General features: G+C 33.6%; 25 protein-coding genes. 17 read left to right on the top strand and 8 right to left on the bottom strand.

Annotation, left to right across the window (positions count from 1 at the left end):
- Nucleotides 1–13: 13 nt before the first annotated feature.
- On the bottom strand, nucleotides 14–1,225 hold the full coding sequence (gene tyrS / locus SULAZ_RS00300; protein WP_012673632.1) for a tyrosine--tRNA ligase: 1,212 nt from the start codon (nucleotides 1,223–1,225) through the stop codon (nucleotides 14–16).
- Nucleotides 1,226–1,327: 102 nt separating this feature from the next.
- Here tyrS and SULAZ_RS00295 point away from each other — a divergent pair, with 102 nt between their 5' ends.
- Together SULAZ_RS00295 and ccsB are read left to right on the top strand one after the other, a co-directional pair.
- Nucleotides 1,328–1,750 (top strand): beta/alpha barrel domain-containing protein, encoded by a 423-nt coding sequence (locus SULAZ_RS00295; protein WP_012674355.1) that lies wholly within the window; start codon nucleotides 1,328–1,330, stop codon nucleotides 1,748–1,750.
- Nucleotides 1,751–1,770: 20 nt separating this feature from the next.
- Nucleotides 1,771–2,889 (top strand): c-type cytochrome biogenesis protein CcsB, encoded by a 1,119-nt coding sequence (ccsB, locus tag SULAZ_RS00290; protein ID WP_012674749.1) that lies wholly within the window; start codon nucleotides 1,771–1,773, stop codon nucleotides 2,887–2,889.
- 24 nt (nucleotides 2,890–2,913) lie between these two features.
- On the opposite strand, the gene ispD is transcribed toward ccsB, so the two are convergent.
- Nucleotides 2,914–3,564: a 2-C-methyl-D-erythritol 4-phosphate cytidylyltransferase gene (ispD, locus tag SULAZ_RS00285; RefSeq protein WP_012674607.1), complete on the bottom strand. Its 651-nt coding sequence runs from the start codon at nucleotides 3,562–3,564 to the stop codon at nucleotides 2,914–2,916.
- A gap of 1 nt (nucleotide 3,565) precedes the next feature.
- Nucleotides 3,566–5,692, bottom strand: coding sequence for a heavy metal translocating P-type ATPase (locus SULAZ_RS00280; RefSeq protein ID WP_012674885.1), 2,127 nt, complete (start codon nucleotides 5,690–5,692; stop codon nucleotides 3,566–3,568).
- 99 nt (nucleotides 5,693–5,791) lie between these two features.
- Between SULAZ_RS00280 and fabG the strand changes: the two genes are divergently transcribed.
- The 6 genes from fabG to glmS are packed head-to-tail and all read left to right on the top strand — an operon-like array spanning nucleotide 5,792 to nucleotide 11,302.
- On the top strand, nucleotides 5,792–6,532 hold the full coding sequence (gene fabG / locus SULAZ_RS00275; RefSeq protein ID WP_012673472.1) for a 3-oxoacyl-[acyl-carrier-protein] reductase: 741 nt from the start codon (nucleotides 5,792–5,794) through the stop codon (nucleotides 6,530–6,532).
- Between the two features lie 25 nt (nucleotides 6,533–6,557).
- Nucleotides 6,558–6,791, top strand: a complete 234-nt coding sequence (acpP, locus tag SULAZ_RS00270) for an acyl carrier protein (RefSeq protein ID WP_012674704.1) — start codon at nucleotides 6,558–6,560, stop codon at nucleotides 6,789–6,791.
- A 5-nt stretch (nucleotides 6,792–6,796) separates the two neighbouring features.
- Entirely contained in the window at nucleotides 6,797–8,041 is a 1,245-nt protein-coding gene (fabF, locus tag SULAZ_RS00265) for a beta-ketoacyl-ACP synthase II (RefSeq protein WP_012673575.1), read from the top strand.
- A complete protein-coding gene (gene rnc, locus SULAZ_RS00260) occupies nucleotides 8,031–8,747 on the top strand; it encodes a ribonuclease III (RefSeq protein ID WP_012674732.1) in 717 nt (238 codons plus the stop codon). Before fabF ends, rnc begins: the two co-directional genes overlap by 11 nt.
- A gap of 2 nt (nucleotides 8,748–8,749) precedes the next feature.
- Nucleotides 8,750–9,484, top strand: a complete 735-nt coding sequence (locus SULAZ_RS00255; RefSeq protein WP_012673970.1) for a pyridoxine 5'-phosphate synthase — start codon at nucleotides 8,750–8,752, stop codon at nucleotides 9,482–9,484.
- Nucleotides 9,485–9,487: 3 nt separating this feature from the next.
- Entirely contained in the window at nucleotides 9,488–11,302 is a 1,815-nt protein-coding gene (gene glmS / locus SULAZ_RS00250) for a glutamine--fructose-6-phosphate transaminase (isomerizing) (RefSeq protein ID WP_012674624.1), read from the top strand.
- Between the two features lie 4 nt (nucleotides 11,303–11,306).
- On the opposite strand, the gene SULAZ_RS00245 is transcribed toward glmS, so the two are convergent.
- Nucleotides 11,307–12,284, bottom strand: a complete 978-nt coding sequence (locus tag SULAZ_RS00245; protein WP_012673847.1) for a DNA-methyltransferase — start codon at nucleotides 12,282–12,284, stop codon at nucleotides 11,307–11,309.
- 87 nt (nucleotides 12,285–12,371) lie between these two features.
- On the opposite strand from SULAZ_RS00245, the gene SULAZ_RS00240 reads away from it, so the two are divergent.
- The 7 genes from SULAZ_RS00240 (at nucleotide 12,372) to SULAZ_RS00215 (ending at nucleotide 16,250) form a co-directional block, all read left to right on the top strand.
- A complete protein-coding gene (locus tag SULAZ_RS00240; RefSeq protein WP_012673476.1) occupies nucleotides 12,372–12,908 on the top strand; it encodes a BsaWI family type II restriction enzyme in 537 nt (178 codons plus the stop codon).
- Between the two features lie 115 nt (nucleotides 12,909–13,023).
- The gene (locus SULAZ_RS00235) at nucleotides 13,024–13,257 is read left to right on the top strand and encodes a hypothetical protein (RefSeq protein ID WP_041675739.1); all 234 of its coding nucleotides are present in this window, start codon (nucleotides 13,024–13,026) and stop codon (nucleotides 13,255–13,257) included.
- A gap of 51 nt (nucleotides 13,258–13,308) precedes the next feature.
- Nucleotides 13,309–14,082: a molybdate ABC transporter substrate-binding protein gene (gene modA, locus SULAZ_RS00230; protein WP_012674941.1), complete on the top strand. Its 774-nt coding sequence runs from the start codon at nucleotides 13,309–13,311 to the stop codon at nucleotides 14,080–14,082.
- Between the two features lie 91 nt (nucleotides 14,083–14,173).
- On the top strand, nucleotides 14,174–14,317 hold the full coding sequence (locus SULAZ_RS09270) for a TSUP family transporter (RefSeq protein WP_012674200.1): 144 nt from the start codon (nucleotides 14,174–14,176) through the stop codon (nucleotides 14,315–14,317).
- 2 nt (nucleotides 14,318–14,319) lie between these two features.
- Nucleotides 14,320–14,703 (top strand): hypothetical protein, encoded by a 384-nt coding sequence (locus SULAZ_RS00225; RefSeq protein WP_012673849.1) that lies wholly within the window; start codon nucleotides 14,320–14,322, stop codon nucleotides 14,701–14,703.
- 1 nt (nucleotide 14,704) lies between these two features.
- Nucleotides 14,705–15,391, top strand: a complete 687-nt coding sequence (gene modB / locus SULAZ_RS00220; protein ID WP_012673952.1) for a molybdate ABC transporter permease subunit — start codon at nucleotides 14,705–14,707, stop codon at nucleotides 15,389–15,391.
- 1 nt (nucleotide 15,392) lies between these two features.
- Complete coding sequence (locus tag SULAZ_RS00215) at nucleotides 15,393–16,250, top strand: ABC transporter ATP-binding protein (protein WP_012674345.1); 858 nt, start codon at nucleotides 15,393–15,395, stop codon at nucleotides 16,248–16,250.
- Here SULAZ_RS00215 and SULAZ_RS00210 read toward each other — a convergent pair.
- The 3 genes from SULAZ_RS00210 to SULAZ_RS00200 are packed head-to-tail and all read right to left on the bottom strand — an operon-like array spanning nucleotide 16,240 to nucleotide 18,039.
- On the bottom strand, nucleotides 16,240–16,863 hold the full coding sequence (locus SULAZ_RS00210; RefSeq protein ID WP_012673619.1) for a hypothetical protein: 624 nt from the start codon (nucleotides 16,861–16,863) through the stop codon (nucleotides 16,240–16,242). The two genes, SULAZ_RS00215 and SULAZ_RS00210, sit on opposite strands and share 11 nt — an antisense overlap.
- Nucleotides 16,863–17,552 carry a RadC family protein gene (gene radC, locus SULAZ_RS00205; protein WP_012674231.1) on the bottom strand — a complete coding sequence of 230 codons (690 nt, stop codon included), beginning with the start codon at nucleotides 17,550–17,552 and terminating at the stop codon, nucleotides 16,863–16,865. Before radC ends, SULAZ_RS00210 begins: the two co-directional genes overlap by 1 nt.
- A 10-nt stretch (nucleotides 17,553–17,562) precedes the next feature.
- A complete protein-coding gene (locus SULAZ_RS00200; protein ID WP_012675028.1) occupies nucleotides 17,563–18,039 on the bottom strand; it encodes a BCAM0308 family protein in 477 nt (158 codons plus the stop codon).
- Nucleotides 18,040–18,193: 154 nt separating this feature from the next.
- Between SULAZ_RS00200 and dnaE the strand changes: the two genes are divergently transcribed.
- A complete protein-coding gene (gene dnaE / locus SULAZ_RS00195; RefSeq protein ID WP_012673964.1) occupies nucleotides 18,194–21,712 on the top strand; it encodes a DNA polymerase III subunit alpha in 3,519 nt (1,172 codons plus the stop codon).
- Nucleotides 21,713–21,824: 112 nt separating this feature from the next.
- Nucleotides 21,825–22,649 (top strand): bifunctional hydroxymethylpyrimidine kinase/phosphomethylpyrimidine kinase, encoded by an 825-nt coding sequence (gene thiD / locus SULAZ_RS00190; protein ID WP_012674032.1) that lies wholly within the window; start codon nucleotides 21,825–21,827, stop codon nucleotides 22,647–22,649.
- On the opposite strand, the gene nuoD is transcribed toward thiD, so the two are convergent.
- Complete coding sequence (nuoD, locus tag SULAZ_RS00185) at nucleotides 22,605–24,350, bottom strand: NADH dehydrogenase (quinone) subunit D (protein WP_012674755.1); 1,746 nt, start codon at nucleotides 24,348–24,350, stop codon at nucleotides 22,605–22,607. The two genes, thiD and nuoD, sit on opposite strands and share 45 nt — an antisense overlap.
- Between the last annotated feature and the right edge of the window lie 2 nt (nucleotides 24,351–24,352).

Here is a 24,352-nt window from a genome sequence, read left to right as displayed (position 1 = left end):
TCTTTACCTCTGCTTAAACTTGAAGCTTAACAAACTTTCTTTTGCCAGCTTGTATTATATGCTCTTTTGTTAAGTCTACTTTATATAAAAAATCATCAACTTTCTCTCCGTCTATTTTTACTCCTCCTTGCTTTATAAGTCTTTTCGCTTCTGCTTTAGATGGTGCAAGGTTTAGTAGGTAAATGAGTTCAAAAAGCTCTATTTCTTTATCTTCAATATTTAAATCTTTAACATTTATAACAGGTATATCGTCAGGAATCTCTTTTTTAGAGTGGACTTTTTCAAAATGTTCTTTTGCCTTAATAGCAGAGTCTTTATCGTGAAATCTTTCTACTATGTACATAGCAAGTTGTTTTTTTACTTCCATTGGGTGGAGTACTCCACTTTCTACGTCTTTTTTCATTTTATCAATCTCTTCCACTGTAAGGTCTGTAAGGAGCTCCCAATACTGCCACATAAGTTCATCTGATATAGACATTACCTTTCCAAACATATCTTCTGGTGGTTCTGTTATTCCTATGTAGTTTCCGTATGATTTACTCATCTTTTTAACGCCGTCTGTACCAACTAAGAGAGGTAGTAAAATCGCAACCTGTGGTTTTTCTATACCGTACTCTTTTTGTATATCCCTTCCTATAAGTAGGTTAAATCTTTGGTCTGACCCTCCAAGCTCTACATCAGCTTTTATTGCAACAGAGTCGTAAGCTTGTAAAAGAGGATATATAAACTCGTGGATTGATATTGGAATGTTCTCTTTGAATCTTTTCTTAAAGTCTTCTCTTTCTAACATTCTTGCAACAGTGTATTTGGCAGTCAACTTTATTAAATCTTCTGCTTTCATCTCTCCAAGCCAAGAGCTGTTAAACACTACTACTGTTTTTTCCGGGTCTAAAACTTTAAAAACTTGTTCTTTGTAAGTTTTTGCATTTTCTAAGACTTGCTGTTTTGTAAGAGGTGGTCTTGTCTGGTCTCTACCAGAAGGGTCTCCTATCATTGCTGTAAAATCACCGATTATAAAGTAAACTGTGTGTCCAAGTTGTTGAAAAGTCCTTAATTTTTGAAGTAAAACTGTATGTCCAAGGTGTAAATCCGGAGCTGTAGGATCAAACCCAGCTTTTACTATTAAAGGTCTCCCTTCTTTTAATTTATCTAACAGCTCTTCTTCTGATATTATCTCCAAGGTTCCTTTTTTTATCAACTTAAGCTGCTCTTCAGGTGATAGCATATCTCCTCCATCTAATAAGTTAATTGATTTTATTTTAACACAGGCAAAAGGTTATAGTGTTATGATAGAATGTTTATTCAAACCTAATTTAGAGTAAAAAAGTTGGAATTAAAAGTTAAAACCGATTTACTACTTAAACATCTGTTTAAAAACCCAATCATCACAGACAAGCTATTTACACTATTTCTTGAAATAAGTAAAATAAGGAATAATATAGAGGAAGAGATAAGAAGCTATATAAAACAGGAGGATTTTGAGATGCCAATCACAATAGAGTGGACAAGGGAAGAGATAGAAAGTTATCCAGGAATAGGAAAAGCTTTTAAGGAAAGGAAAGAAAAATTTATAAAAGAAGGATTACAACAAGGATTGCAAGAAGCTCTTATAGAGCTATTAGAGTTAAGATTTGGAAACATAGGGGGAGATATTAAAAATAAAATAAAGTCCATTGAAAATATAGAGACCTTAAAAAGTTTACATAAAAAAGCAGTTATAATAAATTCTATTGAAGAACTTGAACTTTAAGTAAAAGGAGGATTTAGATCATGGAAAGCGTAGTTTTTGAAAATAAGAGTAAACCAAGTTATGTAGAGTCAGTTGTATTCTCAGTTTTAGTTTTAGCTGTTGTAGGTGGGATTATTGCCTTTTCCGTTTTAAGTGGTAAAGTTAGCAACGTTCTTATATTTCAGATATCCGGATTTATTTACGGACTTTCAGCTTTAATGTATATATTCCAATTTTTCTTTAAAAATGAAAACGTAGGAAAAGTTGGTACTTTACTTGCATTTACTGGTTGGCTTGCTCAAACTGTAGGATTGTTTGTAAGAGGAATTGAGTCTTATCAAATGGGTATATTCCATCCACCTTGGACAAACCTTTACGAATCGTTGATGTTCTTTCCATGGCTTGCAGTAGGGTTATATCTTTACATTGAGAAAGAGTATAAAACAAGAGTTATTGGAACGTTTTTTATGCCTATAGTTGCATTTTTAGTAATCTGGGGACACAAGTTTAATACGGATATAAATCCTCTAGTTCCAGCTTTAAGGAGCTATTGGTTGTATTTACACGTTTTAGCATCTTTTGTAGGTTATGCTGGATTTACTGTAGCATTTGGTGCATCTTTTGCATACTTAATAAAACAGGCATTTGATAAAGGTATAGAAGTTAAACCGATTCAGTACGGTGGTTTTGTTGTAAGTTTTATATTGACCTCTATTTTTGGTTATATGACTTTAACTGGTGCAAAAGATATTAAAACAATGTTTTTCGGTGTTTTGTTTATATTAGCTCTTTTATCGCTTATTTACTTTGGTGTTTATGTTTTAAAACCTATTGGAAAGGCTTTACCATCTGAGAATCTACTTTCTGAGATAGCTTTTAAAGCTGTTGCTATATCTTTTCCTATATGGACAGCTTCTATAATGCTTGGTGGTGCTTGGGCTAACGAGGCTTGGGGTAGTTACTGGAGCTGGGATCCAAAAGAAACATGGGCTTTGATTGTGTGGCTTTTCTTTGCTGCATACATTCACGGTAGAACTGTTGGAAAATGGAAAGGAACTACCTCTGCTTGGATTGTTGTAGCTGGATTTATAATGCTTTTAATATGTTATTTTGGTGTAAATCTTTACTTTCCAGGACTTCACAGCTACGCAACAGAGTAACGTCATAGGTAAGGCCTTAAAGCCTTACCTTTTCAATAAAGCTTTAGCTAACTCTAAATCTTCAGGATATGTTATCTTAAAATTTAAAAAACTTCCCTCATTTACAGTTATCTTAAATCCTTCCCTTTCCATTAAAGCAGAATCGTCTGTGGCTAAAAAGTTTTCCGATAAAGCTTTTTTATGGGCGTAAAGTAGTTTTTGGTAATCAAAGGTTTGAGGTGTTTGAACTATATAGATACTTTCTCTGTCTAACGTTTTAACAACTTTTTTGTTTAAAACTTCTTTTACTGTATCTCTTGATTTATAAGCAGTAATTGAACCATCCCATCCGGATTTAACATTTTCTATCCCGTCCAAAAACATTTTAGAAGTGGCAAAAGGTCTTGCCGTATCGTGGATAACGACAATATCACAATTTTTTAAATGTAATAAACCATTGTACACAGAGTACTGTCTTTCACTGCCACCTACTACTTTCTCAAAATCTTTACTCATTTTTATTTTCAAATCAATACTGTCTTGAGGCAAAACAACGACAACCTTGTCTATCTGGGGTAAACTTTCAACTGTTTCTATGGAGTAATCTAATATCCTTTTTCCACCTAATTCTAAAAACTGTTTTTTATCTCCAAACCTACTTCCTTTTCCAGCTGCTAAAAGTATGCATCCTATCATATTAGTATGTCTTAATTCTTAAAGAGTTTCCTATAACAAATACACTACTAAGAACCATTGCAAGAGCTGCAAATACAGGGTTTAAATGCCCTGTTATAGCTAATCCCATACCTATTATGTTGTATATAAATGCCCAGAATATGTTTGTGTATATTACCCTTTTTACTTTTCGAGATAATATTATTATTAAAGGGATTTTTCTTAAATCATCACCTATAAGACTGATAGATGCTGACTCTCTTGTTAGGTCAGTACCACAGCCCATTGCAATACCAATGTCTGCTTCTGCTAACGCTGGAGCATCGTTTATACCATCTCCTACCATTGCAACTACTTTTCCTTTTGATTTTTCCTCTTTTATGGCTTTTAACTTGCCTTCAGGAAGTAGGTTAGCCCTAACATCTTCTATTTGAAGTTCCTTTTTCAGCACATTTGCAAAGTAATCAGAGTCTCCTGTAAGAATACCTACTTCAACTTTTAAATTTTTGAGTACATCAATAGTTATTTTGGCTTCTGGTCTTATCTTTTGAGAAAAAGATACAAATCCTAAAATTTGTTGTTTATCTGATAGAAATGTTATCACTTCTCCATTTTTTATGGCATTTTCTTTAAGTTTCTTTATATTATCATCTAACATAACGCCATGCTGCTTTAAAAACTCCTCACTACCAAGTATATACTCTTTTCCTTCTACCTTACCTTTAATTCCAAAACCAAAAACAACTTTAAAATCGTCAATTTTTAACTCTCTACATTCTTTACACCAATTTATAAAACTTTTGGCAAGGGGATGTTCAGAGTTTTTTTCCAAAGAATAGAATACGTTTCTTGATTTATCATCTTTAAACCAAACTTGAGATACTTCCATTGTTCTTTCTGTTATCGTTCCTGTTTTATCAAAGAAAACTTTTTTAACCGTTGACAGCTTTTCCAACACTTCAGCGCTTTTGATGATAACACCGTCTTTCATAGCTTGTCCAAGCCCAAGCCATAGAGCAAGAGGAGCTCCTATGCTAAAAGCACAAGGACATGATATAAGTAAAACTGATAAAGATACTATCAAAGCTTTTTCAAAACCTGCTTGTATAAACCAATATATAAAAGATGAGATGGCAAGGAAAAATACTATTGGTAAAAAGTAGAAAGCTATCCTATCTGTGATACGGTTTATAGGAGCTTTTGTGTTCCTAATCTGTTTCATTATCTCTATAAATCTGTTTAAAGTCCATTGAGATTGAGGTTTATCCACTTTTATTAAAAAGCTACCATCTAAAACCGTTGTTCCAGTATACAGGTAATCTCCTACCTTTTTTAAAACCGGTTTTATCTCACCTGTTAGTATAGACTCATCTACATTTCCTACACCTTCTACTATCACTCCATCAGCAGAGACTTTTTCTCCGGGTTTTATCTTTACGATGTCTCCTACCCTTACTTCTTCTACAGGAATCTCAACTTCTTTTCCATCTTTTATAACAGTCGCCTTTTTTGCAGATAAATCCATAAGTTGTTTCATAAAGTTAGATGCCTTAACCCTTGAAGATGTCTCTAAGTACCTTCCAAAGGTAACTAAGACAAGTATCATTGTAGCAGTTTCAAAGTAGATAGCATTTTTACCTGTCAAAACAGAGTAAACAGATAAAAAGTAAGCAGAAAAAGAACCTATAGCTATAAGAGTGTCTGTGTTAAAGTTAAGTAGATTCTCCTTAGAAAAAGAGTTTTTAAGTATTGGAATACCAAGTAGTATCATAACAGGTGTAGATAAGAATAGTATAACCCACTTTATAAATCCTGTAAAAAGAAGCATCTCTCTATCGTTAGGATCAACAAAGTGAGATCCGTATATATACATACTCAACATCATCACAAGCATAGCTAAAAAATATCCAAAACCAAATTTCCCTAAAAATGCTAAAGCAGTTCCTTCTTCTCCTCTTAAACCTGTTGTCCTGTTGATAAGATAGCATCCAAAACAGCAAAAATCTTCCATCTTTCCGTCTACTTCAAACTTTAAGGGTTTTCCAGTTATAGGTATACCACACTGATAACACTCTGCATTTTTTTCCTCAGACAAAGATAAAGGTCCGCAAGAACAAGAGATAGAAAGCTTTATTTCTAAATTTTCCAAAGTTTTGACACCTCTTTTAATAATTTTTTATTTTTTATGAAATTTTATAAAATATGTTAAAATATTAAGTAATTTTTGCTATTTTGTAAAGAGGTATTGATGTTAGATTTTAAAGGGAAAAATGTTTTAGTAACAGGCTCAACAAGAGGGATAGGTAAAGCAATAGCATTATCTTTCGCTAAACACGGTGCAAATGTAATAATAACAGGTAGAGAAAAATCAGCAGCTGAAGTTTTAGCTAAAAATATAGAAAATGAGTTTGGTGTTAAAGCCTTTGGTATAAACTTAGACCTTTCAGGAGATATTGAAAGTCCATTTAAAGAGATTGTAGATTGGTCTGGTGGAAAGATAGACGTTCTTGTAAACAATGCAGGTATAACAAAGGACACACTTTTTATAAGAATGAAGCAGGAAGATTGGGATTCTGTTATAAATACAAACTTAACTGGAACGTTTAAAATAACTCAGTCAGTAGCCAAACTTATGATAAAACAAAGATACGGTAGGATTATAAACATCAGTTCTATAATAGGATTTATTGGAAATGTAGGACAGGTTAATTATGCCACAACAAAAGCAGGGTTAATAGGCTTTACAAAATCTTTGGCAAAAGAGCTTGCTTCAAGAAATATAACTGTAAACGCAGTTGCACCCGGCTTTATAGAAACTGATATGACAGCCAACCTTCCTGCTGATATTGTAGAAAGCTATTTAAAACAGATACCCCTTGGAAGGTTTGGAAAACCTGAAGATGTTGCAAATGTGGTTTTATTTTTAGCATCAGATATGGCCAGTTATATAACTGGTGAAACAATACACGTAAATGGCGGAATGTTTTAAAAATTTTATATAGGAGGTTTGAAAGATGTCAATCGAACAAAGAGTAAAGGAAATTATCGCAGATCAACTTGGAGTAGAGATGGAGAAGATAACTCCTGATGCTAAGTTTGTTGATGACCTTGGAGCTGATTCTTTAGATGTTGTTGAGCTTATAATGGCTTTTGAAGAGGAATTTGGTGTAGAGATTCCAGACGAAGATGCAGAAAAGATAGCAACAGTTGGAGATGTATTAGAATACATTAAATCAAAGCAAGGGTAATAAGGATGAGAAGAGTCGTCATAACCGGTCTTGGAGCTGTAACACCTATAGGTAACAACGTAAAAGATTTTTGGACAAACCTTGTTAATGGCGTTAGTGGAATAGACCTTATTAAAAGGTTTGACCCTATTGCAATAGGTCTTCCTGTAATAATTGCAGGAGAGGTAAAAAACCTCAATCCTGAAAAGTTCTTAGACTCAAAAGAGTTAAAGAGGATGAGTGATTTTGTAAAGTTTGCAGTTATTGCAGCAAAAGAGGCAATAGAGGACTCAGGATTAGATTTAGACAAGATAGATTTAACAAGGGCAGGTGTTATAGTCGGGACCGGTATTGGCGGCCTTCGGGACATAGAAGAACAACAAAAGGTTGTTATGGAGAAGGGAGTTAAGAGAGTCTCTCCTTTCTTCATACCTTCCGGTATATCAAATATGGCATCTGGATACATATCTATAGAGTTTGGCTTTAAAGGACCAAACTCTTGTGTTGTTACTGCTTGTGCAACTGGAACCCACTCTATAGGTGATGCTTTTAAGATAATTCAAAGAGGAGATGCAGATATTATGATAGCAGGCGGAACAGAGTCTGCTATCACACCACTTGGTGTTGCAGGATTTGCTAATATGAAGGCTCTATCTACAAGAAATAACGAACCTCAAAAAGCTTCAAGACCTTTTGATGCACAAAGAGATGGTTTCGTAATGGGTGAAGGTGCAGGAGTAGTTGTTCTTGAAGAGTTAGAACATGCAAAAAAAAGAGGAGCAAAGATATACGCAGAAGTAGTAGGATATGGTCTAACAGGAGATGCTTACCATATTACAGCTCCATGCGTTGATGCAGATGGTGCTATAAGAGTAATAAAGATGGCTTTAAACGATGCAAGGGTCAACCCGGAAGAAGTAGATTACGTTAACGCCCATGGAACTTCAACACCTCTAAACGACAAAATAGAAACCTTAGCTATAAAGCAGGTCTTTAAAGACCATGCTTATAAACTGAAGATAAGTTCTAACAAATCTATGATAGGACACCTACTGGGAGCTGCAGGCGCTGTAGAAGCAGTAGCTACAGCCTTAACTATAAAAGAAGGAATAATACCACCTACTATAAACTATGAGTATCCTGACCCTGAATGTGATTTAGACTACGTTCCTAACAAAGCTATCCAATATCCTGTTAAAGTGGCGATATCTAACTCCTTTGGTTTTGGTGGTACAAACGGTTGTTTAGTATTCAAGGCTTATGAAGATTGAAAATCCAGAATTTTTACGTAGAGTAGAGAATTTAGAAAAACTTTTAGATTACAATTTTAAAGATAAATCATTACTTTTGGCTGCTATAACACATAGGTCTTTCGTTGCTGAGTATCCTGTAAAGCTTAAAGACTATGAAGTTTTAGAGTTTTTAGGAGACTCAGTTTTATCTTTGATTGTAAGTGAGATACTGATAAAACAGTTTCCTGATGCAAGGGAAGGAGACCTCTCTCAACTTAGGTCTGCAATTGTAAGTGAAGCTTACCTTTCTAAACTTGCAAAATTACTAAATTTAGGACAGTTTGTTCTTATAAGTAAAGGAGAAAAATCTCAAAAAGGTAGTGAAAGAGACTCTCTACTGTGTGATGTTTTTGAAGCTGTGTTTGGAGCTATATACATAGATACAGACTACAATATAGACACTCCTAGAAATGTTTTTAATAAACTCTTTAAAGAAAAACTTTTACAAGATATAAAAACAGAAAACATACCCAGAGACTACAAATCTTTACTTCAAATAGAAACTCAAAAACTTTACGGTAAAATACCAAAATATAGACTGATACACTCAGAAGGTCCTGAACATGATAAAGTTTTTGTAGTAGAATGTGAGATAGAAAAGATAAAAACAACTGGGAAAGGTAAGTCTAAAAAAGAAGCAGAAACGCAAGCAGCAAAAGAAGCTTTTAGAAAAATAAAGGAATAAAGATGAGACTGGGAGTAAACATAGATCACATAGCAACTTTAAGAGAGGCAAGAAAGACCGTTGAACCAGACCCTGTAAAGGGAGCTCTAATTGCAATACAAGCAGGAGCTGACCAGATAACTCTACATTTAAGAGAGGACAGAAGACATATCCAAGATGAAGACCTTCTAAGGTTAAAGTGTGAGCTCAAAGATAGCACTATTCCTATAAACCTTGAGATGGCACCTACTCAAGAGATGAAACAGATAGCCTTAGAAACATTGCCTAACACTTGTACTTTAGTTCCAGAAAAAAGGCAGGAAATTACCACCGAAGGTGGATTAGACGTAGTATCTTTAAAAGATTACCTTAAAGATTACATAAAAGAGTTAAAACAGGCAGGTATTCATGTAAGCCTTTTTATAGACCCAGATTTAGACCAGATAGACGCAGCTTTAGAAGTTGGTTGTGATGCTATAGAGATACACACGGGAGAGTATGCAAATGCTTGTGGAAAGTCAGTAGAAAAAGAGTTAGAAAGAATAAAAAAGGCAGCAAAGTATGCAAAAGAAAAGGGTCTTAAGGTTTACGCAGGACACGGACTTAACTACGACAACGTAAAAGAGATAGCAAAAATAAAAGAGATAGAAGAGTTAAATATAGGACATTCAATAATAGCCAACGCAGTCTTTTTAGGACTTTACGAAGCCGTAAGAAGGATGAAGGAGATAATAAAAAAATCAAGAGAGGAATTTTAAAAGATGTGTGGAATAGTTGGTTATGTTGGATACAGAAAGGCAGTTCCTGTTTTACTTCATGGGCTTCAAAGACTTGAGTACAGAGGATACGACTCGGCAGGATTGGCTGTTTTAGATGAAAAATCGAAAAAAATAATAGTTGAAAAACAAGTAGGGAAGATAAAAGACCTTCAGGAGTACATCTGGGGAAAAGAAATAAATGGAAACATAGGAATAGCTCACACAAGATGGGCTACCCACGGACCACCTTCAATAGAAAACGCCCATCCTCACACAAGTAAAAGTGAGGCTTTTGCAGTAGTTCATAACGGTATCATAGAAAACTACGCTAAATTAAAAGATGAACTTATAAAAAAAGGATACCAATTTAAATCACAAACAGACACAGAAGTGATAGCACACCTACTGGAAGAGTATTATGAAAAAGACCTTCTAACGACTGTTTTAAAAGTTGCAAAGATGATAGAAGGAGCTTACGCCATAGGTGTAATATCAACGGTAGAGCCGGACAAGATAGTTGCCCTAAGAAAAGGAAGTCCTTTAGTGGTTGGGATAGGAGAGGGAGAAAACTTTATAGCATCAGATATTCCAGCTATCTTAGAGTACACAAAAACATTTATAGCTTTAGACGATGAAGAGATAGCTGTTATAACCAAAGATAAAGTAGAAGTTTACGACATAAATGGAAACAAGGTAGAAAAAAAGCCTTTTACTGTAAAGTGGGACCTTGCAGCTGCTGAAAAAGGTGGATTTAAACACTTTATGCTAAAAGAGATTTACGAACAACCTAAAACTATTACAGACACAATATCTGGATTTTTCTCAGATTTAAACAACCCAGTTTATAACGAAATAAAAAATATACAAAACATTGTTATTATTGCATGTGGGACTTCTTACCATGCAGGACTTGTAGGAAAATTTTGGATTGAAAAGTTTGTAAAAATACCAACAATAGTCGATTACGCTTCTGAGTTTAGGTACAGAGATTTTCCGGTAAACGAGAAAACGTTAATCATTGCTATAAGCCAATCGGGAGAAACAGCAGATACAAGGTTCTCAGCTATTGATGCCAGAAAGAAAAGCGCAAAAGTTCTATCAATTGTAAACGTGGTAGGAAGCTCCCTATCAAGGGAAAGTGATTTTGTTATATATACTTACTGTGGTCCAGAGATAGGAGTAGCTGCTACAAAAACTTTTACAGCTCAACTTATAACTTTACTACTTTTTTCACTAAAGGCAGGCTTAGAAAGAGGTAATTTAACCCAAGAAGAGTTTGAAAAGTACTATAACGATATAATCCATCTTCCACATTTAGTTAATGAAGTTTTAAAACAAGATAAAGCTATTGAAGAAATCTCTTACAAATACCATAACGTAAAGGACTTTTTATTCCTTGGAAGAGGACTAAACTATCCTATAGCCTTAGAAGGAGCTTTAAAACTAAAAGAGATATCTTACATACACGCAGAAGGCTATCCTGCAGGTGAAATGAAACACGGACCTATAGCCCTTATAGATGAAAATCTTCCAGTAGTCTGTATAGTCCCAAAAGATTCATTATACGAAAAAATGATATCAAACATCCAAGAAGTAAAGGCAAGAAAAGGAATAGTAATATCTGTTAGTGACAGTCAAGATAGCCATTTATTATCACTTTCAGATAACATAATAAAAATACCTTCTGTAGAAAACGAAAATCTCTACCCTATAGTATCGGTAATACCTTTACAACTACTGACATACCACATAGCAACTATTTTAGGTAAGGATGTAGACCAACCAAGAAACCTTGCAAAAACTGTTACAGTAGAATAGAAAGTTAATCAATATTTAATAAGTTTTTTTGAGGTTTGCTTATTTCTTTTGTTAATCTTTCAACAGATAAATCTATGTAGTTTTTGTCAATTTCTACTCCAATAGCTCTCCTTTCTTCTTTAAAAGCAGCTATAAGGGTAGTACCACTACCAGAAAAAGGGTCTAACACTAAATCATCTTTGTATGAAAAAAGTTTTATACATCTCTTGGGAAGCTCTAATGGAAAAGGAGCAGGATGTCCAACTCTTTTTTTACTCTCTCCGGAAAAGTTCCAAACTCCGTTAGTCCACTGTATAAATTCTTCTCTTGTTATTGTGCTTTCTCCTTTGTTTATTCTCTTCCATTGTTTTTTATACAGTACTACAATCATCTCAACAGGTGCTATAACATAAGGTGCAGAAGCAGAAAGCCAGCTTCCCCATGCAGTTCTTTTTGATACATTTTGTTCATTCCAAACTATAGTAGATTGATAATTAAAACCTACTTTTTTGGCAATATTTATAAAGTCAGCATAAACAGGTTTCAATCCGTTCCTGTTTTTGTCTAAAGGAATGTTTATACATGCCCTTCCATCATCAGCTAAAAGTTCATAAGATTTATACAACCATTTTTCTGTAAAAGAAAGATAATCTTCATAGTTCACGGCATCGTTATGTTTTCCGTATTCTATTCCAACGTTATAAGGTGGAGAGGTAATTATTAAATTAACTTTCCCTTTGTAGTCAGATAAGTCAACTTCTATAAAGTCATTATGGAATAACTTTATTTTATCGTTACTAAAAATAAGTTCTGGTTTTTCTTTAAAATAATTCTTAATATCCTTTTCATAATTACTTTCATTTATCTCTTTTTCAAGTATTTGATTTATCAAAAAATTTAAACTTATTTCCTTTTTAAAAGACACTTCCTTTAGTTTTTCAAAGGTATTATAGTTTAATCTTATCTTAATTTCTTTGTTTTCTTTTCCTGTTAGGTATTTCATTTTAACCCCCAAATTTTAGGTGCTACTTTTTACAAACATCTATATTATAGCATAATTCTTCATAAATTAAATTTGATAGGAGATATTATGAAAAAAGAAAAGATTATAAAAGAAAGACAAAGCAATGTTAGTAAAGCGGGAAAAGATAAAGAAAAAGAAGTAATTCAACTACTTTTAAGTGATAATGAGATTAGAGAACATTTTTCCATAGGACATCCTTCCAAAGTTTTAAAAAACATAGAAGAGCTTTATATTCAATATGGTGATAAAAGTGAGATGATTGATGCAGACGTTTGTGTAGTTAGAAAGAAAGATAATAAACTTGTTTGTGTAATATCTGTAAAAAAATCTTTTAGAGAAAGAGGAGCACAAACTGCTTACTGGGCTTTAAAGGTAAAGCAATATAAAAAGAATTATAAATATTTACTTGCCACTCCTGATGTAGATAAAGAACTTTTTAACCCTCAAAATCCAGAAAATAAAAGAAAATGGAGAGTAATTCTTCCCTTTGAATCTGATGGTGTTTTTGTTTACAGTTATGACGGGAAATTATATGAAGAACATAAATTTTATGTAGGAAAAGATTATTTATTAGAATACATTAAATCGTTAGTTAGTAGCTAATAGTGTTATTTTATACAACAATAAGAAATTGGTTTATACATATGATATTTATCATATATTTTTTAACGTTTTTATATGGTTATATATTTTTATACATAGCGACGTAGGTTAAGATATGAGGAAGGCTCTTTTGACTTCTTTACTTTTGTCAACCAGTGTTATGGCTGCTGATGACATATTCTCTGCTATAAAGGAGTCTAAGTTCTCTGGTTCAATTAGGGCTAAGTACTTTTTAACAGATTGGGAAGATGAAAGCAAAACAACTGGAGTCTGTCTTGAAACTCTTAAAGAAGGTACGGAAGTTTTAGCTGTTATCAAAGTGTCTGATATTATAGTAGGTAAGTTTTAAAAATTTTTTTACTAATTTTGGTTATATAAAAATTTATATAGGAGGTTTACGATGAAAAATATTTTAGGTATCGTTTTGGCTTTACTACTTGCATTTAAGGCGTACGCAGGAGAGATTACCGTTTACGCAGCTGCAGACTTAACCTACGCTTTTGAAGAGATTTTAAAAGTGTACAAACAAAAGTATCCACAAGACAAAGTTAAGGCTATTTTTGGTTCTTCCGGAAAGGGTTACACTCAGGTTGTAAATGGAGCTCCTTACGATCTGTTTTTCTCTGCTGATATGTCATACGTAGAAAAGCTAAAACAGCAAGGACTAACCTTATCTGATGTAAAACCCTATGCTATAGGTAGAATAGTCCTTTGGACAAGGAAAGACAGTGGAATAGACGTATCCAAAGGTATAAATACAGTGTTAGACCCAAGAGTGAAAAAGATAGCAATAGCAAACTGGGAGCATGCTCCTTACGGTGTTGCGGCAAAACAATGTCTTGAACATTACAGGCTGTTTGACAAATTAAAGGATAAGTTAGTTTTAGGTGAAAATATAAGCCAAACAGCTCAGTATGTTGAAACAGGAGCTGCAGATGTAGGATTTTTAGCCCTTTCTATTGCAAAAAGTGAAAAACTTCAAAAGATAGGAATATACTACCTCTTACCTGCAACTTGCCACAATGAGATAAAGCAAGGCTATGCAATCTTAAAGCATGCAAACACAGACAGAGAAACATTTGAAACAGCTAAAAGATTTTACGATTTTATAGGAACTCCTGAGGCAAGAAAGATATTTGTTAAGTACGGATTTATTTTACCGGGTGAGGAGTAATGGTAGAGTTAAACAGTTTTGAGTTAGATTACATAGTAAACGAAGATATTCCTTTAAGACAGTTTTAGATGAAAAGTTTTTTGTGCTGTTTATGGTTATAGGTTCTATATTGGGTTCGTTTGTAGGAAGTTTGTTTTTAAAGCAGTTTTCAAGCCACGGGCTTAGGATAATGCTGGGAGTTATACTTTTAATATCTTCTTTTAAAATGCTTTACATGAATAACAAGAGAGGCTAACGATGAATACAATTCAAGCCTACGTAGTTAGCGTTGAGTTTACAGACACAATCTCTCAAGTAAAGTTAAGCACAGAACTTGGAGATTTTTACTGTATAGTTCTTGAAAATCCAAACACAGTAGATTATCTAAAAGTAGGAAAGTCTGTAAAACTCATTTTTAAAGAGAATGATTTTATCTTTTCTAAAGAAAAAATTTTTAAAATAAATACCTTTGAAGGTGAGATTAAATCTATAACTTTTGGAGAGATATTTTCAGCTATCAATTTTCAAGCGAAAAATTATCAATTTTCAGCTATTTTATCAAAGTACGAGGCAGAGGACTTTAAAGTAGACGATAAAATCTACATATACATAAAACCTACAAATATTATCTTAGAGGTGTAATATGGTTGAAGTTTTAAAACAGATAGACTTTACGCCTTTTTACCTTACATTAAAACTTGCTTTTACGACAACTGTTATACTGTTTTTTGTAGGAATGCCTTTGGCATACTTTTTAAGCTATTCTAAATTTAAGTTAAAGGCAGCTATAGAAGCTGTAGTTGCACTTCCTTTAGTACTGCCTCCTTCTGTCTTGGGTTTTTATCTTCTTTTGATAATGTCTAAAAACGGATTTTTAGGAAAGTTTTGGCAAGAATTGTTTGGGCATCAGCTTGCGTTTCACTACGAAGGAATAGTTATAGCTTCAGTGATATTTAGTTTTCCCTTTATGGTTCATCCACTTTTATCAGGGTTTAAGTCTGTAAATAAATCTTTGATAGAGGCCTCCTACACCCTTGGTAAATCTAAAATCCAAACCCTTTTTAGAGTTATCCTACCAAATATGAAGCCTGCCATAATGACAGGAATAACACTTTCTTTTGCCCATACTGTAGGAGAGTTTGGAGTTGTTTTGATGGTAGGAGGTAGTATAGAGGGAGAAACGAAGGTAGTATCAATAGCAATCTACGACGCTGTAGAAAAACTTGATTACACAACTGCCCATGCTTACGCAGCAATACTTTTTGGACTTTCATTTTTTGTACTTTTACTTTTATACATGTTAAACAAAAGGTTTGAGGTAGCTCAGTAAAATGATTATAGTAAAAGTAAAAAAACAACTTATTGGTTATAAGGGTAAGTTTACTCTGGAAGCTGATTTTATAGTAGAAAAGGGAGAATTTTTAACTATATTTGGAAAATCAGGTAGTGGAAAAACAACGATTTTAAGGATGATAGCAGGACTTGAAAAACCGGATGAAGGTTATATAGAGTTTGATGGAAAAGTCTACCTTGATTCATCAAAAAAGATAAACCTTCCACCACAAAAAAGGAATGTAGGGTTTGTGTTTCAAAACTATGCTCTTTTTCCTAATATGACGGTTTATGAAAATGTTGCCTATGCAGTAGATAAAAAGCAGTTAGATAGAGTTGACGAAGTTTTAAAGACAGTAGAACTTTACTCTCTAAAAGACAGGTATCCTTCATCCTTGTCAGGAGGTCAGCAACAGAGAGTAGCTTTAGCAAGGGCAATCGTAAAAAATCCTGATATACTTCTTTTAGATGAGCCTCTCTCAGCTCTTGATTACTCAATAAGGTCTAAACTTCAAGACGAACTAAAAAAAATCCACAAAATCTTTAACTTAACCACTGTCTTAGTCTCTCATGACAAACCTGAAGTTTTTAAACTATCAGACAGAGTTATATACCTTGAAGATGGAAAGATAAAGAAGATAGGCACTCCTAGAGAAGTTTTTATAGAAAAAAGTATCTCTGGAAAGTTTTCTTTTTACGGAACAGTTTTAGATGTAAGAAAGGCCGATTTGGTCTATGTAATAACTGTAGACATAGATGGTAATTTAGTTGAGGTTGCAACTACACAGGAGTTTAAAGTCGGAGAAGAAGTGTTAGTAGGAACTAAAGCTTTTAATCCAGTGGTAATTAAGGTTTAACAAGTTCTAAAGATATACTCACTTTAGCCTCTATGTCTATTTTGTATGGAACACTTTGATTTTTTCTCATGTATACTAATATTTTTTTTGTCTTGCTTTTTTGAGGTTCAAATATGTAAACAATCTGGTCTTGATTTTCTTGTTTTGATATTAAAACAGGAGCGTTGTTTATCTGTATCTTCATATATAGAATATCTTGAGGAGAAACGTTATCTTTGAAAAACTTTGTTATTATAGGAAGCCAAGGTTTTTTTTCGTATATCTCTTGGTTTTCGTAGATTTTTTCTTTATCCTTCTCTTTCTCGTAAAGTGCTTTGTAATCTCCTTCTTCTATATAAAGAAAGTCATAGTTGTATAAAAATCTCAAAGATTTATAAGTTTGACCTTTTGCCTCGATTTTTCCATCTTTTTTAGTAATATAAATATCACCTACTGCCAAACCAAAAACGTAAACTTTATAAACAGTATAGTTTTTTAATTGGTCTGATTTGTCTGTTTGATTATTTTCATAATTTACTATGTAAAGTGGCTCAGTTCTATATACTTCTTCTTGGGAGTTTACCTGAGACAGTAAAATTAGGGTAAAAATTGCCAGAGGAACAAAAATTTCCATTAAATTAATCCTTTTTCTGCAAAACTAAAGTAATCGTTTTTTCCAACTATAATGTGGTCTAAAAGTTCAAAACCCATCTCAAGGGCAAGTTGAGAGAGTTTTTTGGTAAAGTTTATGTCTTCTTCAGAAGGTTTACTTGAGCCATTTGGGTGATTATGGGCGATTATTATTCCATTACAGTTATGTTTTAATCCATAATAAAGAATATCTCTTGGTAAAACCCTAACAACGTTTAAAGACCCTTTTGCTATAACTTCCTTTGCTATAAGCTCGTTTGAGCTGTTTAGATAAATTCCAACCATATACTCTTGAGACTCTTTAGATAGGTATTTTAAAAGACTGTAAGCATCAGATACAGAGGTTATCTTTACTTTTTCTTCAGGGTCTTCCATTCTTTTGGCAATCTCAATGATAGATAAGACTTGCAGAGCTTTTGTCGTACCTATTCCTTTGATTTTTTTTAGGTCTTCTAAGGATATGTTTTTCAACTCTTTAAATGATTTCCCATTTAGTATTTTTTGAGATAACCCTATTACGTTTATTCCTTTTGTTCCGGATCCTAAAGATATAGCCAAAAGTTCTTCATCAGATAAAGAAGAAAGCCCATATTTAAGAGCTTTCTCCCTTGGTAGTAAGTCTTTTGGTAAGTCTTTGATTGGTTTTTTGTATACAGCCCTATCTTGTTTCATAATTTTTAATCTACTGGTCTCTGTGCCAGTAAACTCTTACGTACTTTTTACCTTCAGGGTAGTTAAGTTTTAATTCTCCTTTGTAGGCTTTATGTACAGCTTCGCCTATTCTTCTTGCAAGGTGTTCGTATGTGGTTCTTATAACAAACTTTCCGTTTTCTTCTTTTATATCTATAATTCTTTCTAAAGGTCTGTACTCCATCTCTTCTTCTTCAACATTTTTAATACGGTGTAAAATCTCATCTTTATGCTTTTCTAAAAATTGGCCTTCTAAATAAACTATACCACCTTCGTAGTTATCCTCTATTCTTCTACAAGCTGGACATACAATTTTCTCAGCATTCTTAGGAACTTCTTTCATCCATTCGAATATTCCATTATGGAAAACAACTCCACATCTCTCACACACAGATGGATCATGATACTTCTCTTTTGTAAAGTATGGGTCATGGATGTACTCTTGAATTAACTTATCCATTCTTTTCATCGCATCTCTCCTTTATTTGTTATAGTTTTTTGCTTTATAACACCTTTCCAATTTTACCATAATAGTAAAAATTTATCAAAAAAGTCATACTTTAAAATCAGCAGATAGAGTATTAATATAAACTTAATAAAAAATTTACAAAATGAGGATAAAGATGGGAAAAGATTTTGTACATCTTCATCTTCATACTCACTACTCTCTTTTGGATGGTGCTATTAAGATAAAAGATTTGGCAAAAAAAGCTGTTGAGTATGGATATAAAGCTGTAGGTCTTACAGACCATGGAAATATATTTGGAGCTGTAGAGTTTTACCAAGAGATGAAAAGTGTAGGGGTTAAGCCTATTATTGGTATGGAGAGCTACTTTACAAACAACAGGTTTGAAAAGAAAGGGGAAGGGTCTGACGATATACTTACAGATAAAAACTACCACCTTATACTTTTTGCAAAAGATAAAACAGGATTTAAAAATCTTATGAAGTTGTCTTCTTTATCTTACACAGAAGGTTTTTACTATAAACCAAGAATAGACTGGGAGCTCCTTGAAAAGTACCATGAAGGGCTTATCTGTCAAACAGCTTGTTTAAAGGGATTTATTCCAAATCTTTTGTCTAAAGGCCAGTACGAAGAAGCAAAAAAGTATGCTAAAAGACTAAAAGATATCTTTGGAGAAGACCTTTACTTTGAGATTCAGGTAAATGGCTTAGAAGAGCAAGAAGAGGCCAACAAAGGTATTATAAAACTTGCAAAAGAGTTAGGTATTAAGGTAGTAGGGACAAATGACTCCCACTATTTAAACCCCGAAGACCAACCAGCCCACGACGTTATAAAAGCATTACAGATGAAAGAAACTCTACAAAGCCTTCAAGAGAAAGGAAAAGCCTTTAAAGTAAAAGGTCTTCACTTTACATCTCCAGAAGAGATGTACGAAAAGTTTAAAGGTTATGAAGAGTACCTTAAAAACACTATGGAAATAGCTGAGAAGTGTAATGTTGAAATAGATACAGCGGAAACAAGGGGTTATCTCTTTCCAAAATACCAAATCCCGGGTATAGAAAATCCAACCCAAGAAGATATAAAAGCATACTTTGAAAAATTATCAAAAGAAGGATTAGAAAAAAGACTTGAAAAGGAGAAAAACCTATCTAAAGAGAAGCTCCAAGAGTATAGAGAAAGGCTACAGTATGAGATAGACGTTATAAACAATATGGGATTTGCAGAGTATTTCCTTATAGTTCAGGACTTTATTAACTATGCGAAGAATAACGGTATTCCTGTAGGTCCTGGAAGAGGTTCTGCAGGAGGTTCTTTGGTAGCTTACTGTCTGGGTATAACAGAAATTGACCCGTTAAAACACGGTCTTATCTTTGAAAGATTTTTAAATCCTGAAAGGATATCAATGCCTGATATAGATGTTGACTTTTGTATGGAAAACAGGGAGAAGGTGATTCGATATGTTAAAGATAAGTACGGAGAAGACAGCGTAGCCCAGATTATAACCTTTAACTTTATGAAATCTAAAATGGTTATAAGGGACGTTGCAAGGGTCTTAGGTTTTCCATACCAAGAAGCTGATAAAATAGCGAAGATGATACTTCCCGGTCCAATTCAAGGTAGTACCTTAACGATAGACGAAAATCTTGAAGCAAACCCAGACTTTAGAAAACTCTACGAAACAGACCCTAAAGTAAAACAGCTTTTAGACCTTGCAAGGAAGTTAGAAGGCTCTGCAAGACACACAGGTATCCATGCAGCTGGAATAGTTATTGCACCGGGTCCACTGGATGAGTACGTTCCAGTCTATAGAGATAAAGATGGAAACAAAGCAACCCAGTTTGAGATGAAAACCTTAGAACAGCTTGGCTTAGTAAAAATGGACTTCTTAGGTCTAAAGACCCTTACAGAGTTAGACCTAATGAAAAAACTTATAAAAGAAAGACATGGTATAGAGATAAACTACCAAGACTTACCCCTTGACGATGAAAACGTTTACAAACTGCTTCAATCAGGAAAAACAACAGGTGTATTTCAGCTTGAAAGTAAAGGAATGCAAGACCTGTTAGTAAGACTCAAACCTACTGTTTTTGATGAGATAATAGCTATACTTGCACTGTTTAGACCTGGACCTTTAATGAGTGGAATGGTAGATGAGTACATAGAAAGAAAACACGGAAGAAAACCTATAGAGTACCCATTTGAAGAAGTAAAAGAAGTTTTAAAAGAAACCTATGGACTTATAGTTTACCAAGAGCAAATAATGTTTATGTCTAACATACTCTCTGGATTTTCAATGGCAGAAGCTGACACATTAAGAAAAGCTATAGGAAAGAAAAATCCAGAAACTATGGCAAAAATGAAAGGAAGATTCGTTGAAGGTGCAGTAGAAAGGGGATTTGACAGAGAAAAAGTAGAAAAACTTTGGGACGATATAGAAAAGTTTGCTTCATACTCTTTCAACAAATCCCACTCTACAGCATACGCATACCTAACCTACTGGACTGCTTGGGTTAAAACTTACTACACAGATGAATTTTTTGCAGTAAAACTCTCTACAGAGGTAAACGATAGTAAATTTTTAAACCTCCTTATAGATATGGAAAACTTTGGTATAAAACTACTACCCCCTGATGTAAACAAAAGTATGGCTGAGTTTTACATAGAATCTCCAAAAAACATAAGATTTGGACTTGCAAGGATAAAGAACGTAGGAGAGTCTTCAGCAAAAGAAATAGTTAAAGAGAGAGAAAAAAATGGAGAATTTGTTGATATTTTTGATTTTTGCGAAAGACTTGACACAAAAACGGCAAACAAAAGAGTATTAGAAAGTCTTATAAAAGCAGGAGCTTTTGACTTTGAGAAGGTAGACAGAGCCATCTTACTAAACAACGTGGATAAAGCAATATCTTCAGGACAAAAAGCAAGGGAGAGTAAAATGGCCGGACAAAACTCTCTTTTCGCTTTAACAACAACTCCCGTTGTAAACGTAAAACATACTTACGAAGATACAGGAATTAAGAAACTTACAGAAAGAGAAAAGTTAAAGTATGAAAAAGAAGTCTTAGGATTTTACCTTTCAGGACATCCAATAAATGCTTACAAAAAAGAGCTAAAAGGAAAAGTAGCAAAAATAGGAGAAATATACGACCTTGTCTTTAGTGGAAAAAGACCAGAAGGTGATTTAAAAGTAAAGTTTGCAGGCGTTGTAGATGAAATCAAGCTAAAAAAGACCAAGTCAGGAAATACGATGATGATGTTCAGCTTTTCTGATGAAACAGGGCAGATAGATTGTAGAGCCTTTCCAGAAAAACTTGAAAACAAAGACCTTTTAAAAGATGACAACATAGTTGTGTTAGAAGGTTTTATAGAAATAGATGACGAACAGGAGAAGATATCAATGAATGTAGTAAATGTAGAGCCTATAGAAAACTTTTTAAAAGATATAAAAGGTGTAAAAATAAAAATACCAAAAGAAAAAGCTATGAATGGCTTACTTCCGAAATTACAACAGCTCTTTAAAGAGCACAGAGGAGACAAAGATGTTGTAATACATATTTACGACAGAAACTTTGAGTGTGAAATACAGCTTCACTCTGATTTTTGTGTAAACTTAGAAGATGAGTTTAAACATAAGCTACTTCAGTATGTAGCTGAAAGAGATGTAATGTATTTTTAAAGATATTTAAAATAATATAAAGTGTCTAAAATTGGTGTTAAAAGGAAAAAAACACAAAAAGATTGTATATTTTCATTTGCTATAATTTTTCTAAAAACATAGAGGTATAACTATGATAGCGAAAGCTTTAACTATTGCGGGGTCTGATAGTGGTGGTGGTGCAGGAATACAAGCAGATTTAAAAACATTTACTGCTTTAGGTGTCTATGGAATGAGTGCAATAACAGCTATAACGGTTCAAAACACAGTTGGAGTTTTCGGTGTTCATCCAGTTCCTCCTGACATAGTTTACGGTCAGATAAAAGCAGTAGCAGAGGATATAGGAGTTGATGCTTTAAAAACAGGTATGTTATTTTCCCAAGAGATAATACAAGCTGTTTCTCAAGCTATAAAAGATTTTAAATTAAATAACTTAGTTGTAGACCCTGTAATGATAGCAAAATCTGGAGATCCTCTTCTAAAAGAATCGGCAAGGAAAACACTTATTGAGAAACTACTACCTTTAGCTTTAATAGTGACTCCAAATATTCCAGAAGCTGAAGACATATGTAAAATGGAGATAAAAAGTATAGAAGATATGGAGAAAGCTTGTAAGATTATACACTCTTTAGGATCTAAGTATATAGTTTTAAAAGGTGGTCATCTTGAAGGTGATGTAAAAGTAGATGTTATATATGATGGTAAAGAGTTTCATTATCTAAAAGCAAAATCCATTCCTACTAAAAATACTCACGGAACTGGATGTACATTTTCAGCTGCAATTACATCATTTTTAGCTAAGGGAGAAAGCCCAATTGATGCTATAAAAAAGGCTAGAGAGTACATACAAGGTGCTATAGAAAACAGTCTATCTTTAGGTAAAGGTCATGGTCCTTTAAACCATACTTGGAATTTACCTGTCAGTTTCTCCAACAACAGGGTCAATACTTCCAAGTAGAGCAACTGCGTCTGCTACAGTTCTTCCTTTTATAAGTTGAGGAAATATTTGTAGATTATAAAAAGCTCCAGACCTTATTCTTAATCTGTAAGGTCTACCTTCTCCTTTACTTACTATGTAAAATCCTAACTCTCCCCTTGGATTTTCTCCTGATAGGTAAATCTCTCCTTCTGGGGCTTTTTCTCCGTATATACGAAGGTTAAAGTCTTTTACCATAGCTTCTATTGAGTAGTAAGTCTCTTGTAGTGTAGGTAAAACGTAGGGATTTTCCGTTGCAAGATATTTATCATCTTTCATCTTTTCTAACTTTTGTACACATTGATGAATAATCTTTATACTTTGTTTCATCTCTTCCATTCTCAAAAGGTATCTATCGTAAGCATCTCCTACTGTTCCAAGTGGTATTTCAAAATCTACCTCTGGGTAAGCGTCTGTAGGCTGAATATACCTTATATCGTAAGGAACTCCTGCACTTCTTGCCATAATACCAGTTAGTCCATACTGGTAAACATCTTCTTTTGTAACAATACCAACATCTTTATTTCTTTTTATCCAAATCCTGTTTTTTGTTAAAAGGTCTTCGTAATCTTTAATTCTTGAAGGAAAATCGTTTATAAAGTGTTTTATAACATCTAAAGCACCTTCCGGAAGGTCATACCTAACTCCTCCGATCCTCAAGAAGGATGAGTTTAACCTTATACCAGCTATACCTTCTATAATATCCATAATCTTTTCTCTTTCTCTAAAGGTGTATAAGAACATAGTTAAAGCACCAAGGTCTAAAGCGGTTGTACCAAGCCATAGAAGATGGCTGTTTATCCTCTGTAGTTCAGCCATCATTGTTCTTATCCATTTTGCCTTTTCTGTAGGTTCCACTTTAAGGAGTTTTTCTACAGCGTTTACGTAAGCTATATTTGAACAAAGTGCTGATATGTAATCCATTCTGTCTGTGTAAGGAATAATCTGGGTGTATGTAAGGTCTTCAGCTAACTTTTCTATCCCTCTGTGTAGCTGTCCAAGAATAATATCACACTCTTTTATAGTCTCACCTTCAAGGTCAAATAAGAACCATATCGTTCCATGGGTTCCCGGGTGTAAAGGTCCCCAGTTTAACACTATCTGATTTTTTTTGTTTATTCTCTTTCTTTCTGTGATTTCCAAGTCTTCTAAGGTTGGAATAGCTGTATGGTAAGGGTCATAATCATGACTTGGAATATTTTCCCTTTCGTTTAATGAAGGAAGGTAAGTATCTTTTATGCCTTCTTTTGGAAAATCTTTTCTCAAAGGGTAGTAAGGGTAAGTTTCCCACAAGAACATTCTAACTAAATTTTCATGACCTTCAAACTTTATTCCAAACATATCGTAAGCTTCTCTTTCTGCCCACTTAGCTCCTTTCCATAGAGGTGTAAGGGAGGGAAGAGTTTCATCTGTCCACGTCTTTACTATTATTCTTTCATTAAAGTCAGGAGAGTATAGTATGTAAACACCTTGAAACCTTGGTTTATGAAAAGGATAATCTACAACTGTAAAGTCAATAAACATTTTAAAAGAATACTCTGGATCTTGTTTTATATAATTTAGAAAATCTACTAGCTTTTCTTTTTCTATCTCTACAGATACAGAGTTTTCACTTTTAAGAATTTTTAAAGAAGGAAAGGTAGACTTTAAATTGTCTACCTTTTGAGGATTTATCCAAATCAAAC

Source organism: Sulfurihydrogenibium azorense Az-Fu1, assembly GCF_000021545.1.
In the GTDB taxonomy this organism is placed as follows: Bacteria; Aquificota; Aquificia; order Aquificales; family Hydrogenothermaceae; genus Sulfurihydrogenibium; species Sulfurihydrogenibium azorense.
This window is presented reverse-complemented; position numbering and strand designations above follow the sequence as displayed.